Source organism: Methylobacterium sp. NMS14P (assembly GCF_028583545.1).
Lineage (GTDB): Bacteria > Pseudomonadota > Alphaproteobacteria > Rhizobiales > Beijerinckiaceae > Methylobacterium.
Genome location: NZ_CP087106.1, coordinates 4,310,988 through 4,323,110, shown reverse-complemented (window position 1 = coordinate 4,323,110; position 12,123 = coordinate 4,310,988). Strand labels below are relative to the sequence as shown.

At 72.1% G+C, this 12,123-nt stretch carries 13 protein-coding genes; 11 read left to right on the top strand and 2 right to left on the bottom strand.

Annotation, left to right across the window (positions count from 1 at the left end):
- Positions 1-144: 144 nt before the first annotated feature.
- The 3 genes from LOK46_RS20475 (at position 145) to LOK46_RS20465 (ending at position 2,560) form a co-directional block, all read left to right on the top strand.
- Complete coding sequence (locus LOK46_RS20475; protein ID WP_273560257.1) at positions 145-1,470, top strand: MFS transporter; 1,326 nt, start codon at positions 145-147, stop codon at positions 1,468-1,470.
- 427 nt (positions 1,471-1,897) lie between these two features.
- Positions 1,898-2,305, top strand: coding sequence for a MucR family transcriptional regulator (locus LOK46_RS20470; protein ID WP_273560255.1), 408 nt, complete (start codon positions 1,898-1,900; stop codon positions 2,303-2,305).
- A 3-nt stretch (positions 2,306-2,308) separates the two neighbouring features.
- Complete coding sequence (locus tag LOK46_RS20465) at positions 2,309-2,560, top strand: hypothetical protein (RefSeq protein ID WP_273560253.1); 252 nt, start codon at positions 2,309-2,311, stop codon at positions 2,558-2,560.
- Positions 2,561-2,650: 90 nt separating this feature from the next.
- On the opposite strand, the gene LOK46_RS20460 is transcribed toward LOK46_RS20465, so the two are convergent.
- Positions 2,651-4,279, bottom strand: a complete 1,629-nt coding sequence (locus LOK46_RS20460) for an inorganic phosphate transporter (RefSeq protein WP_273560251.1) — start codon at positions 4,277-4,279, stop codon at positions 2,651-2,653.
- A 185-nt stretch (positions 4,280-4,464) separates the two neighbouring features.
- Between LOK46_RS20460 and LOK46_RS20455 the strand changes: the two genes are divergently transcribed.
- From LOK46_RS20455 to phnE (LOK46_RS20425), 7 genes are all read left to right on the top strand, one after another.
- Positions 4,465-5,613, top strand: a complete 1,149-nt coding sequence (locus LOK46_RS20455) for a ceramide glucosyltransferase (RefSeq protein ID WP_273560249.1) — start codon at positions 4,465-4,467, stop codon at positions 5,611-5,613.
- Between the two features lie 25 nt (positions 5,614-5,638).
- Positions 5,639-6,325 carry a DUF1045 domain-containing protein gene (locus LOK46_RS20450; protein ID WP_273560248.1) on the top strand — a complete coding sequence of 229 codons (687 nt, stop codon included), beginning with the start codon at positions 5,639-5,641 and terminating at the stop codon, positions 6,323-6,325.
- Positions 6,318-6,938, top strand: coding sequence for a DapH/DapD/GlmU-related protein (locus LOK46_RS20445; RefSeq protein ID WP_273560247.1), 621 nt, complete (start codon positions 6,318-6,320; stop codon positions 6,936-6,938). The genes LOK46_RS20450 and LOK46_RS20445 overlap by 8 nt, the downstream gene beginning before the upstream one ends.
- A 115-nt stretch (positions 6,939-7,053) precedes the next feature.
- Positions 7,054-7,902, top strand: coding sequence for a phosphonate ABC transporter ATP-binding protein (phnC, locus tag LOK46_RS20440; RefSeq protein ID WP_273560245.1), 849 nt, complete (start codon positions 7,054-7,056; stop codon positions 7,900-7,902).
- Between the two features lie 105 nt (positions 7,903-8,007).
- Positions 8,008-8,937: a phosphonate ABC transporter substrate-binding protein gene (gene phnD, locus LOK46_RS20435; RefSeq protein WP_273560244.1), complete on the top strand. Its 930-nt coding sequence runs from the start codon at positions 8,008-8,010 to the stop codon at positions 8,935-8,937.
- 16 nt (positions 8,938-8,953) lie between these two features.
- Positions 8,954-9,835: a phosphonate ABC transporter, permease protein PhnE gene (gene phnE, locus LOK46_RS20430; RefSeq protein ID WP_273560243.1), complete on the top strand. Its 882-nt coding sequence runs from the start codon at positions 8,954-8,956 to the stop codon at positions 9,833-9,835.
- Positions 9,832-10,698 (top strand): phosphonate ABC transporter, permease protein PhnE, encoded by an 867-nt coding sequence (gene phnE / locus LOK46_RS20425; protein WP_273560241.1) that lies wholly within the window; start codon positions 9,832-9,834, stop codon positions 10,696-10,698. The genes phnE (LOK46_RS20430) and phnE (LOK46_RS20425) overlap by 4 nt, the downstream gene beginning before the upstream one ends.
- A 130-nt stretch (positions 10,699-10,828) precedes the next feature.
- Here phnE (LOK46_RS20425) and phnF read toward each other — a convergent pair whose 3' ends face one another.
- Positions 10,829-11,572, bottom strand: coding sequence for a phosphonate metabolism transcriptional regulator PhnF (gene phnF, locus LOK46_RS20420; RefSeq protein WP_273560239.1), 744 nt, complete (start codon positions 11,570-11,572; stop codon positions 10,829-10,831).
- 79 nt (positions 11,573-11,651) lie between these two features.
- Between phnF and phnG the strand changes: the two genes are divergently transcribed.
- Positions 11,652-12,122, top strand: coding sequence for a phosphonate C-P lyase system protein PhnG (phnG, locus tag LOK46_RS20415; RefSeq protein ID WP_273560237.1), 471 nt, complete (start codon positions 11,652-11,654; stop codon positions 12,120-12,122).
- Position 12,123: the final 1 nt, after the last annotated feature.

The following is a 12,123-nucleotide window of genomic DNA, read 5'->3' as shown; positions in this document are numbered from 1 at the left end:
GGGGACCCGCGCCCCGTTCGGCGACGGTGCCATCGCCGTCGTGTGCCGCCAGCCTTGCCCAAACCTGACTTCGCGGGAAGCCGCCCGCCCGAAGGCGGCCCCGCGCACGACACGTCCCGCAAACACCATCACGGAGGAAACCCCATGACCGCAACCCTGTCCGGGTCGCCGGCCGCCGAGACCGGCGCGGTGACGGAGACCGGCGTCGTCCGCAAGGTCGCGTGGCGGCTCATGCCGCTGATCATGATCTGCTACATGTTCGCGTTCTTCGACCGCATCAACATCAGCTTCGCCAAGTTCCAGCTCCAGAGCGACCTCGGCTTCAGCAACGTCGCCTACGGGCTCGGCGCCAGCATGTTCGTCGTCGGCTACGTGATCTTCGAGGTGCCCTCGAACCTGTTCCTCTACCGGGTCGGGGCACGGCGCTGGATCGCCCGGATCATGATCTCCTGGGGCATCGCCACCGCGCTGATGATCTTCATCCGCAGCGAGTGGCACTTCTACGCCCTGCGCTTCCTGATCGGCGCCATGGAGGCGGGCTTCGCGCCCGGCATCCTCTACTACCTGACCATCTGGTTCCCGGCCTCGCATCGCGGCCGGATCACCTCGTTCATGTTCGTGGCCTCGGCCTTCTCGGGGATCTTCGGCGCGCCGGTGGCGGGCCTGATCCTCGGCGGGCTCAACGGCGTCGGCGGCCTCGCCGGCTGGCAATGGCTGTTCCTGGCCGGCGGCCTTCCCTGCCTTGTGCTCGGCCTGCTCGTGCTGGCGCGCCTCGACGACCGGATCGCCGACGCGAAATGGCTCTCCGAGCCCGAGAAGGCGCTCCTGTCGAGCCGGATCGCCCACCACAACCGGGATATCGGCGACCACTCGCTACTCGGTGCGATTCGCCAGCCGGGCTTCCTGATGATCGGGCTAATCTACTTCCTCCTGCAGGTCGGCTCCTACGGCCTGAATTTCTGGGGCCCGGACCTGATCAAGACCGCGAGCGGTGGGCAGGCCGCCTCGGTGGGCTTCCTGACGGCGATCCCCTACATCTGCGGGGCGATCAGCATGGTGGTGATCGGGCGCCTGTCCGACGCCTCGGGCGAGCGGCCGAAATTCGTCGCCGGCCTCGCCATCGCGGCGGCGCTCGGCTTCTTCGGCGCCGGCCTGTTCGACAAGCACATCGTGCCGCTGATGTTCGCCCTGGCTCTCCTCGGGGCCGGCATCGTCGCGTCGATCCCGACCTTCTGGACGCTGCCCGCCAAGCTCGTCACCGGCGTCGGCGCGGCGGGCGGGATCGCGCTGATCAACACGCTCGGGCAGTTCGGCGGCATCGTCAGCCCGGTGATGGTCGGCTGGGTGAAGGACCTGACCGGCTCGACCACGCCCGCGCTCTACGGCATCGGGGTGCTCTGCCTCGTGGCCGCCGGGCTCGCGCTCTTCGCCATGCCGGCGAGCCTGCGTCGGAGCGACCGCGCGGCCTGACCGGGCCGCCGAGGGCGCCCCGGGTCGGATGACCTGCGGGGCGCCCGTGAGGGCCGCCAGCCGGCGCTCCCAGATCCAGTCGGCGAGGTGCTGGCCGCGCTGGTGGAGCGGGTCCCGGAGCCGCCGCCCGAAATCGGTTTCTGGCGCCGATCTTCGCGGCCGAAAACAGTGAACGCGTCAGTAACCATGACCGGGATTCCGCCGGTTGCGCGGTGGAGCAAAAAACCTCGCGCCGTCGGACAAACCGGCGCCCGCTCATATTGTATATTATCTGCAACCTCAAGAAACGGAGAGAAATCAACTTGAGGTAGAAATGTCCCGCCGGCTGAACCGTTGCTCAGCCTCTATCCGCGCGAGGCCCGGTGCGGGCCGACCGCTCGGAGACGAGGCCCGAATGGTGGGACGCCCTCGAACAGCGATGTCTCAGATGGACCACCTTACCGACCACCGTTCAACCTTCATGCTGGAGAAGGTCGGCGCGATCGTCGCGGCCTACGTCTCGCGCAACGCGATCGAGGTCACGGCGCTGCCGGCGCTGATCGACCAAGTGCACGCGGCGATCGCCGTGCTCCGCTGCGCGCCGTCCGACTTCGGCGGGGTCGGCCTGAGCCAGCCGCAGGTCGATGCCTCGATCCAGGACAGGGGCCTGATCAGCTTCATCGACGGCCGGTCCTATCAGACCCTGAAGCGCCACCTCACCGCGCACGGCCTCACCCCCGAGCGGTACCGGGCGAAGTACGGTCTGCCGGCCGACTACCCGATGGTCGCCCCGGGCTACGCCGCGCGGCGCTCGGAGATCGCCCGGGCGATCCAGCTCGGCCACAAGGCGGCCTGAGCGATGGCGCCCGACGCTTCCGCGGATCCGGTCCGGACCCGCACGCCGTCCCCGGGGGCGGCGTGCGCCAGCGACGCCCTGAGCCGCATCGCCGGCATCCTCGACGTGCCGGTGGCGAGCTTCTACCCGGATGCCGACCGGCCCGACGCGGCCATGACCCAGGCGGCCGACCTCGTGTCGGCGTTCGTGGCGATCGACAGTCCGGCGGCGCGCCGGACCTGCCTGGCCTTCGTGCGGGCGATGGCGAGTTCCTGAAGCGTCGGATGGCGCTGCAGGAAGCCGGAGACCGGGCCGCTTCGTCGGGGGGCGGAGCGCGGTCTCCGGCCCGGCCGGGCCGGACCCGCGTCAGAACACGTGGCGCAGGAGGTAGAACAGCACGGCCGCGAGGGTGATCGCCGCCGGCAGGGTCAGGATCCAGGCGAGCGCCATGTTGCGCACCGTGGACATCTGGAGCCCCGAGCCGTTGGCCGCCATCGTCCCGGCGACGCCGGATGATAGGATGTGGGTGGTCGAGACCGGCAGGCCGTAGAGTTCGGCCAGCCCGATCGTGCCGGCGGCGACGATCTCGGCCGAGGCGCCCTGCGCGTAGGTCAGGTGGGTCTTGCCGATCTTCTCGCCCACCGTGACGACGATCCGCTTCCATCCGACCATGGTGCCGAGACCCAGCGCCAGGGCGACGCAGACCTTCACCCAGCCCGGGATGTAGCGCGTGCCGTCGTTGAGCAGGCCCGCGTAGCGCTTCAGGTCCGCCTTGTCGGCCTCCGAGAAGTCGGCCCCGGCGCTCGGCAGCACACGCACCGCGTCGGCGGCGAGATACATGTCGCTGCGCAGGTTCTGGGTCTGGGCGGCCGGCACCGTGCGGATCGCGCCGTAACTCTTCACGCTGGCGGCGATGTCGTTCGAGAGCGCCGCCAGGGCCGCGTAGACGGGCGGCGTGTTCAGCGCCTTGGTCTTGAGCGCCTCCGTCACGGTCCGGCGCGCGGCGGCGGCGTCCGGAACCGCCGCGCCGGGGGCGCGGGCGGAGAACACCGTGCTCGCCGCCGTCGAGGCCTGCACGAAGGCGGGCGTCGTGTCGTCCGCCATGGTGCGGTTGAGCGCGTAGGCGGTGGGGGCGGCGCCGATCAGGATCAGCATGATCAGGCCCATGCCCTTCTGCCCGTCATTGCCGCCGTGAAAGAACGACACCAGCGTGCAGGTGAGGATCAGCAGGCCGCGGATCCACGGGGGCGGGGGCGCCTCGCCCTTGGGCGCCTCGTACAGGTCCTTCCGGCGCACCGCGAACTTCAGGGCGAGCAGCAGCAGCGCCGCGAGCACGAAGCCGCAGACCGGCGAGAACAGCAGTGCCTTGAAGACGTTGAGCGCCTGGGTCCAGTCGACGCCCGCGGTGCCGTCGCCGCCGCTCATCAGCTGGTTGGCGAGGCCGACGCCGAGCACCGAGCCGATCAGCGCGTGGGACGACGAGTTCGGCAGCCCGAAGGCCCAGGTCCCGAGGTTCCAGATGATGGCCGCCAGCAGCAGCGCGAAGATCATCGCGTAGCCCGCGTGCGAGCCCACGTTGAGGATCAGCTCGACCGGCAGCAGCGTCACGATGGCGTAGGCCACGGCGCCCGACGACAGCATCACGCCGAGGAAGTTGAAGAAGCCCGACCAGATCACCGCGACGAGCGGCGGCATCGAGTGGGTGTAGATCACCGTGGCGACCGCGTTGGCGGTGTCGTGGAAGCCGTTCACGAACTCGAAGGCGAGGGCGATCAGCAGGGCGAGGCCGAGCAGCGCGAAGGCGCCGTAGGCCAGGGGCGCCTCCCCGACCGCGTTCATGTCCGCGACGAGGCTCACCACCGCGTAGCCGAGGCCCGCCACCAGGACGAGGAGGAACGCGACCACCCCGCCGAGATGCATCCCGTGGTCGAGGCGCGGGCCGCCCGCCTGCCGGTCTCCCACCGCCCCCGACGGCATCACGGCGGAATCGGACATGAACCCTCGCGCGGAATCTTTCGTGGTGAACGGGGATTAAAACCGCGCGGTGACGGTTGGGTGACGGCCCGCGACGCCGCGCGTCGGCGAGCGTGTCCGAGAGCGTCGGGCGCCGCTGTCACACGCCTGACGCGGTCGGGCCGCTAGCGGACCGGACCGCTCGCCCGATCGCACGAGGGATCCGCATGATTGACGCCACGATGCCGGCCCTGTCCCTCGGCGCGCTCCTGGCCCTCGTCCAGATCGGCAGCATCGCCGTCGCGGCCCGGCGCCTCGGCCGGGATCACGGCCCGTCGCGGTTCCCGGACGGCGCGCCCGTCTCCCTGGTCCGACCCCTGCGCGGGGTCGAGGCCTACAGCGAGGAGATGCTCGTCCGCAGCTTCCGCCTCGACTACCCGGCCTACGAGCTGATCTTCTGCGTGGCCGACCCGGCCGACCCGATCGTGCCGATGGTGGAGCGCCTGATCGAGACCCACCCGCGCGTGCCCGCCCGCCTGATCCTCGGCGACGAGCGCGTCAGCGCGAACCCGAAGCTCAACAACTGCCTGCGCGGCTGGCGCGCCGCCGCCCACGACTGGGTGGTGCTCGCCGATTCCAACGTGGCCATGCCGCCGGACTACCTCCAGCAGCTCCAGGCGGCGTGGCGCGCGGAGACCGGCCTCGTCTGCTCCACCCCGGCCGGCGCCCGCCCCGGCAGCTTCATGGCGGAGGTGGAGTGCGCCTTCCTGAACACCCTGCAGGCGCGCTGGCAATACGCCGCCGAGGCCTTCGGGCTGGGCTTCGCGCAGGGCAAGAGCATGCTCTGGCACAAGCCCTTCCTGGAGGCGCAGGGCGGGCTCCAGGCGCTGGCGGCCGAGATCGCCGAGGACGCGGCCGCCACCAAGCTCGTGCGCGCCGCCGGCAAGCGGGTCCACCTCGTGGCGAGCCCGTTCGAGCAGCCGCTCGGCCCGCGCGGCTTCCGGGAGGTCTGGTCGCGGCAGCTGCGCTGGGCGCGCCTGCGCCGCGTGACCTTCCCGCTGTTCTTCGCCCCCGAGATCGGCAGCGGCGTCCTGCTGCCGGCGCTCCTGGTCGCCCTCTGGGCCGGAAGCCTCGCGGGCCTGGCCGGCGCTGCCGGCCTCGCCGCCCTGTGCTATGCCGCCGAGCACCGGCTCGCGGCCCGTGCGGGCTGGCACCGTTCGCCCCGCATGCTGGCGGCGTTCCTGGCGCGCGACGTCCTGATCCCGGCGATCTGGGTCGGCGCCTGGATGCGGAGCGCCATCGTGTGGCGGGGCAACGCCATGGACGTGCGCCCCCGGCGGGCCGCCGACGCGCGCACCTACGCGCCGACGGCCTGACCGCACGGCGATCGGAGGCCCTGACGTGTCGCGCCGCTACGCCCTCTACTGGCTGCCCGCCCCGGATTCGCGCCTCGAAGCCTTCGGCCGGGCGATCCTGGGCACCGACAACGTCTCCGGGCTGCCGGTCCCGCACCCGGAGGGTCTCGGCGATCTCGCACCCGTCACGGCGGGCGCGCGGGTCTACGGGTTCCACGCCACCCTCAAGGCGCCGCTGCGCCTCGCCCCGGGCACCGGGGAGGCCGACCTCGTCGCCGCGGCCCGCGCCCTCGCGGCCGCGCACCCGCCGGTGGCGATGGGCCCGCTCCGGGTCGCCGCCCTCGGGCCGTTCCTCGCCCTGGTACCGGAGGCCCCGCCGCCGGAACTCGGGCTCCTCGCCGCCGAGTGCGTCGCCGCCCTCGACCCGTTCCGGGCGCCGCTCACCGAGGCCGAGCGCGCCAAGCGCCGCCCGGAGCGCCTCGACCCGCGCGGCCGCGCGCTGCTCGACCGCTGGGGCTACCCGTACGTGTTCGAGGCCTTCCGCTTCCACATGACCCTGACCGACGCCCTGCCGGAGGCGGAGCGCGACCGCTGGCACCGGCGCCTGTCCGAGGCCTACGCCGCCGCCGGACCGGAGCCCCTGCGGATCGACGCCGTCAGCCTCCTGACCCAGGACGGGTCGGGGCCGTTCCGGCTCCTGGCGCGCCTGCCCTTCGGAGATGCCCGTGGTTGACCGTCCCCTCGGCCTCGAACCGGCGCTCGATCCGAGCGCCCGGGTCGTCGACAGCCGCCTCGGCCGCTACACCGAGGTCGGCGCCCGCACCCGCCTCACCGAGACCGTCCTCGACGACTATTCCTACATCGGCCAGGACGGCGAGGTCATCTACACCGCGATCGGCAAGTTCTGCTCGATCGCCGCCGGCGTGCGGATCAATCCCGGCAACCACCCGATGGAGCGCGCCTCCCAGGCGCACTTCACCTACCGGGCGCGCGCCTACTGGCCGGAGGAATCGGACGAGCCCGCCTTCTTCGACCGGCGCCGGGCGAGCCCGGTCTCGATCGGCCACGATGTCTGGATCGGTCACGGCGCGGTCGTCCTCCCCGGGCGCACCGTCGGCACCGGCGCCGTGGTGGGGGCGGGCGCCATCGTCACCCGCGACGTGGAGCCCTACACGATCGTCGTCGGCAATCCCGCCAAGCCGGTCCGGCACCGCTTCCCCGAAGCGATCGCCGCCCGCCTGATGCGCCTCGCCTGGTGGGACTGGGACCACGAGCGCCTGCGCCGGGCGCTGCCGGATTTCCGCGGTCTGCCGATCGAAGCATTCCTGGAGCGCCACGAAGATTAAGTCGGCTATCGATAAAACCGAGATGCTGCGCCGGCAAATATAATCGTCTCGAATACGTCATCCAATCGTCGTCAAACCGGCGTCTACGTGCGGCCATTCCGCGGCGGATGGTTGCATGCTGGTTATCGAGGATCTCACGCGCCAGTACGGCGACCGGCGCGCCGTCGACGGCGTGTCGCTCCGGATCGAGCCCGGCAGCTTCGTCGGGGTGATCGGCCGGTCGGGCGCCGGCAAGTCCACGCTGCTGCGCCTTATCAACCGGCTGGCGGATCCGAGTTCGGGGCGCATCCTCCACGACGGCCGCGAGGTGACGACCCTGCGCGGCCGCCCGCTGCGCGAGTGGCGCACCCGCTGCGCCATGATCTTCCAGCAGTTCAACCTCGTCGGCCGGCTCGACGTCATGACCAACGTGCTGATGGGGCGCCTCAGCCACGTGCCGACCCACCGCTCCCTGCTCCGGCAATGGTCCGCCGAGGACCGGGCCATGGCCCTCGCCGCCCTGGAGAGCTTCGACATGGGCGAGTTCGCCGGCCAGCGGGCCGACGGCCTGTCGGGCGGGCAGCAGCAGCGCGTCGCCATCGCCCGCGCCCTCGTGCAGGAGCCCGAGATCCTGCTCGCCGACGAGCCGGTCGCCTCCCTCGACCCGCGCAACACCCGGCTCGTGATGGACGCGCTCGCCGACGTGAACCGGCGCTACGGCATCACGGTGCTGTGCAACCTGCACTCCCTCGACCTCGCCCGCGCCTACTGCGACCGCCTCGTCGGCCTCGCGGCCGGGCGGGTCGTGTTCGAGGGCGGCCCCTTCGACCTCACCGAGGACGTGGCGCGCCGGCTCTACGGCCTGGAGGCCGGCGAGGTGCTGGACGATTCCGCGCAGCGCGAGGCGGAGCAGCGGGCCGCGATGCCGGGCCGGCCCGGTCTCGTGCCGGCGCGGCCGGTCCGCGAGGCCGCCCTCGGCGCCTGATCCGGGCCTCGGGCCCCAACAGAAGCCGCCAACGAACGCCGCTTTGGAAACGCCCGACCGGCCTCCGGCCGGCCGAACCTCGCCGACGCCACGAAGGACGACCCGATGATCACCCGACGCACCCTCGCCGCCGCCGCCACGGCCCTCGCCCTCCTCGGCTTGCCGGCCGCCGCCCAGGACTGGAAGGCCCAGTTTCCGGAGCTGACGCTGGGCGTGATCCCGGCCGAGAACGCCTCGGGCACGGCCGACCGCTGGGCGCCGCTCACCGCCTACCTGACCAAGACGCTGGGCGTGCCGGTGAAGCTGCGGGTGGCGAGCGACTACGCCGCCGTGATCGAGGGCCAGCGCGCCGGCAACATCCAGATCGCGTGGTACGGGCCGGCCTCGTTCGCCAGGTCCGTGATGACCGGCGTGAAGATCGAGCCGATCGTCAACCAGAAGCACGAGACCGGCGCCTCGGGCTACTATTCGGTGGTCTACGTGCTGGCCTCCAGCCCCTACAAGACCGTCGAGGATCTCAAGGGCAAGAACCTCGCGCTGGTCGATCCGAACTCGACCTCCGGCAACCAGGCGCCGCGCTTCTTCCTGAAGCGGGCCGGCTACGACGTCGAGAAGTTCTTCGGCAAGACCTTCTACGCCGGCAGCCACGAGAACGCCGTGCTGGCGCTCACCCAGGGCACGGCCGACGCCGCCGCCAACCTGTGGAATTCCGAGACCGACACGATGGTCACCCGCATGGCCGCCAAGGGCATGCTCAAGAAGCCCGACGGCACGCCGATGCAGCAGTCGGACTTCCGGATCGTGTTCAAGTCCGACTTCCTGCCGGAGGGGCCCTTCGCCGTGCTGGCCAGCCTGCCGGACGACCTGAAGGCCAAGATCCGCGACGCCTTCGTGGCCCTGCCGAAGGCCGACAAGGCCGCGTTCGACCGGCTCTCCGACGGCAAGGACCAGGATCTCACGCCGGTGACCCTCAAGGACTACCAGCCGATCATCGACATGCTGCGGTTCAACGACGAGCAGCGCCGGAAGTCCTGATCCGGAGCCGCCCGCCTTGCGCGGTCCGACACCCCTGTCGCCGGAGCGGGCAGCCGCCCTCTCCGGCCTCTACGCGGCGGCGACCGGCGAGGCCCGCCGCCGCACGCTGGCGGGCTTCGCCCTGGTGGCGGCGCTCGCCGTGGTCGCCGGCCTGATCGCCGAGGTGCGGCCGCTGGTCTTCGCCGAGAACATCGGCAAGTTCACCGCCTACATCCAGCAGATCCTGCCGCCGATCGGCCTCGAGCACCCGCTCGAGGACGTCCGCGCCTGGTACTGGGGGCTGCCCAAATGGCTCGGCCTGCTGGGCGAGACCCTGCTCATGGCCTATCTCGGCACGCTGCTCGGCGGGCTGGCGGGCTTCGCCCTCAGCTTCGTGGCCGCCGCCAACCTCGTGCGGTCGCGCCTGCTGCGCGTCGGCGCCAAGCGCCTCCTGGAGCTGTGCCGCACCGTCCCCGAGGTGGTGTTCGCGCTGATCTTCGTGATCGCCTTCGGCCTCGGCCCGATGGTGGGCGTGCTCGCCATCGCGATCCACACTACGGGCGCGCTCGGCAAGCTGTTCTCCGAGGTGGTCGAGAACATCGACATGCGGCCCGTCGAGGGCCTGTCGGCCTCGGGCGCGACCTGGGTCCAGACGGTGCGCTTCGCGGTCCTACCGCAGGTTCTGTCGAACTTCGCCTCCTACGCGCTGCTGCGCTTCGAGATCAACGTGCGCGGCGCCGGGGTGATGGGCTTCGTCGGCGCCGGCGGCATCGGCCAGGAATTCCTCGTGGCGATCCGCAACTTCTACTACGCGGACGTGAGCGCGATCCTCGTGCTGATCATCCTGACCGTCTTCTGCATCGACCTCGCCACCGAGCGGGTCCGCCACCGCCTGCTCGGCGCGGAGCAGGCCCGATGAGCGCGCGTCCCGAGGCCCTGCGGGCGGCGGCCCGGGCCGACCTCGCCCGCCTGCGCGCGCGCTACCCCGCGAAGTTCCGCACCGACTGGCCGGGGCGGGCGCGGCTCGCCGCCCTGCTCGTCGTCCTGGTCGGGCTCGCGGCGTTCGGATACTGGCGCCTCGACTTCTCGGTGGCGCGGATCCTCCACGGGCTCGGGCGGCTCGGCACCTTCGCGATGCTGATGCTGCCGCCATCGCCGGAGGGTCAGTTCTGGACCTTCCTGCACGCGCTCGGCGAGACCCTCGGCATCGCCTTCCTGGGCACGCTGACGGCGGCGATCCTCGCCTTCCCGGTGGCGTTCCTGGCGGCCCGGAACGTCGTGCCCAACCCGTTCGCGCGGTTCGCGGTCCGCCGCGGCCTCGACGTGATGCGCTCGGTCGACGTGCTGATCTGGGCGCTGATCTGGATCAACGTCGTCGGCCTGGGCCCGTTCGCGGGGGCGCTCGCGATCGCGTGCTCGGATTTCGGGGCGCTCGGCAAGCTGTTCTCGGAGGCGATCGAGACCTGCGACAAGCGGGCGGGCGAGGGCGTCGTCGCCTCGGGCGGCTCGGCGCTCCACCGCATCCGCTTCGGGCTGATCCCCGGGGTGCTGCCGGTGCTGGCGAGCCAGGTCCTGTACTTCTTCGAGTCGAACACCCGCTCGGCGACGATCATCGGCATCGTCGGCGCGGGCGGCATCGGCCAGTACCTCACCGAGCTGATCCGCGTGCTGGAGCTGCAGCAGGTCGCCTTCCTGGTGCTGATGATCCTCGTGACCGTGGCGGCGATCGACTGGGTCTCGACCCGCCTGCGCCGGGCGATCATCGGGCCCGCGATGCGCTGACGGGCGCCTCGGCTCTCCGTCATCACGAGCGGAGCGCGATGACCCAGGGTCGCGCTGCCCTGGATTGCTTCGCTCCGCTCGCGAGGACGAAGTGCCGAGGCCGTCGCGCGGCCATCGCGCGGACGCCGCATCATCCCCCGATGACCAGCTCCACGCGGTCGGCGGCGAACAGGGTGCGGTTCGCCTGGATCGGCACGCCGGCGGGATCGATGTTGACGCTCGACACCACCAGCACGACCCGCCCCGGCGCGATGTCGAGGCGCTGCGCCTCCGCGGGATCCGCGGGGCGGGCCCGGATCCGCGTCGAGAGCCGGGTGTAGTCGTGGACGCCGCAGGTCGCGAAGGCCCGGGTGATCGAGCCGCGCGCCGCGTAGGCCTCGGCGAAGCCCGCGAAGCGCGGCAGCGGCAGCCAGGTCAGCGCCGTCGAGAGCGGGGCGCCATCCGCCCGGTGGACGGTCAGCAGCTCCAGGATCGGCGCGCCGGGGGTGAGGGCCAGGGAGGCCGCCTGCTCGGGCCCGGCCGGGACCGTGGTCGCGGCGACGAGGTCGCCCCAGGCCTCGCGCCCCGCCCCGGCGACGATCTCGGAGAAGCGCGTCCGCGGCCCGATCGGGTAAGCGAGCGGCGCCTCCTCCACGAAGGTGCCCCGGCCCTGGCTGGCGCGCACGAGTCCGCCCTCCGCGAGGGCCGCGAGGGCGCGCCGCACCGTGTGCCGGTTCACCGCGAACCGCGCCGCCAGGGCGGCCTCGGCGGGGAGCTGCTGTCCCGGCGCGTAGCGCCCCGCCGCGATCTCGGCCGTGAGCGCGTCGGCGATCTGCCGCCACGCCGTCAGCCCCTCGCCCCGGACAAGGCCGGCCGCCTGCTCCTGCGCATCCATCCTGTCATCCAAACTTCATTTGTGCGGCGCACGCCAGTTGTCTATACACCTAGACAACCGAGCGACGAAGGGATTCGCGATGACGACGACCCCGAGACATCCGGGATCCGAGGGCGAGACCGCGGCGCGCCAAGCCGTCATGGCCCTCTGTGCCGAGGCGAGCCGCGCGGATCTGGAGGCGGCCGTGTCAGGCCTCGACGCGCCCGCCGCCGCGGACCTGCGCCCGCCCGAGACCGGCCTCGTGATGGCTTCGGGCCGGATCGGCGGCGACGGGCGCCCGTTCAACTTCGGCGAGGTCAGCGTGACGCGGGCCGCCATCCGCCTCGCGGACGGTCCGGCGGGCTTCGCCTACCATCTCGGCCGCGACCGCGCGAAGGCGCGGCTCGCCGCCATCCTCGACGCCCTCTGGCAGGATCCCGGCCGGCGCGCCCGGGTCGAGGCCGCGCTGGAACCCGCCGCCCGGCGGCTCGCGGAGCACCGCGCGCGGGCGGCCCGGCGCACGGCCGCCACCCGGGTCGATTTCCTGACCCTCGCCCGCGGAGAGGATTGAG

Coding starts and splice junctions, on each gene's coding strand:
- LOK46_RS20475 (WP_273560257.1), top strand. CDS start 145: ATGACCGCAACCCTGTCCGGGTCGCCGGCCGCCGAGACCGGCGCGGTG.
- LOK46_RS20470 (WP_273560255.1), top strand. CDS start 1,898: ATGGACCACCTTACCGACCACCGTTCAACCTTCATGCTGGAGAAGGTC.
- LOK46_RS20465 (WP_273560253.1), top strand. CDS start 2,309: ATGGCGCCCGACGCTTCCGCGGATCCGGTCCGGACCCGCACGCCGTCC.
- LOK46_RS20460 (WP_273560251.1), bottom strand. CDS start 4,279: ATGTCCGATTCCGCCGTGATGCCGTCGGGGGCGGTGGGAGACCGGCAG.
- LOK46_RS20455 (WP_273560249.1), top strand. CDS start 4,465: ATGATTGACGCCACGATGCCGGCCCTGTCCCTCGGCGCGCTCCTGGCC.
- phnC (WP_273560245.1), top strand. CDS start 7,054: ATGCTGGTTATCGAGGATCTCACGCGCCAGTACGGCGACCGGCGCGCC.
- phnD (WP_273560244.1), top strand. CDS start 8,008: ATGATCACCCGACGCACCCTCGCCGCCGCCGCCACGGCCCTCGCCCTC.
- phnE (WP_273560241.1), top strand. CDS start 9,832: ATGAGCGCGCGTCCCGAGGCCCTGCGGGCGGCGGCCCGGGCCGACCTC.
- phnF (WP_273560239.1), bottom strand. CDS start 11,572: ATGGATGCGCAGGAGCAGGCGGCCGGCCTTGTCCGGGGCGAGGGGCTG.
- phnG (WP_273560237.1), top strand. CDS start 11,652: ATGACGACGACCCCGAGACATCCGGGATCCGAGGGCGAGACCGCGGCG.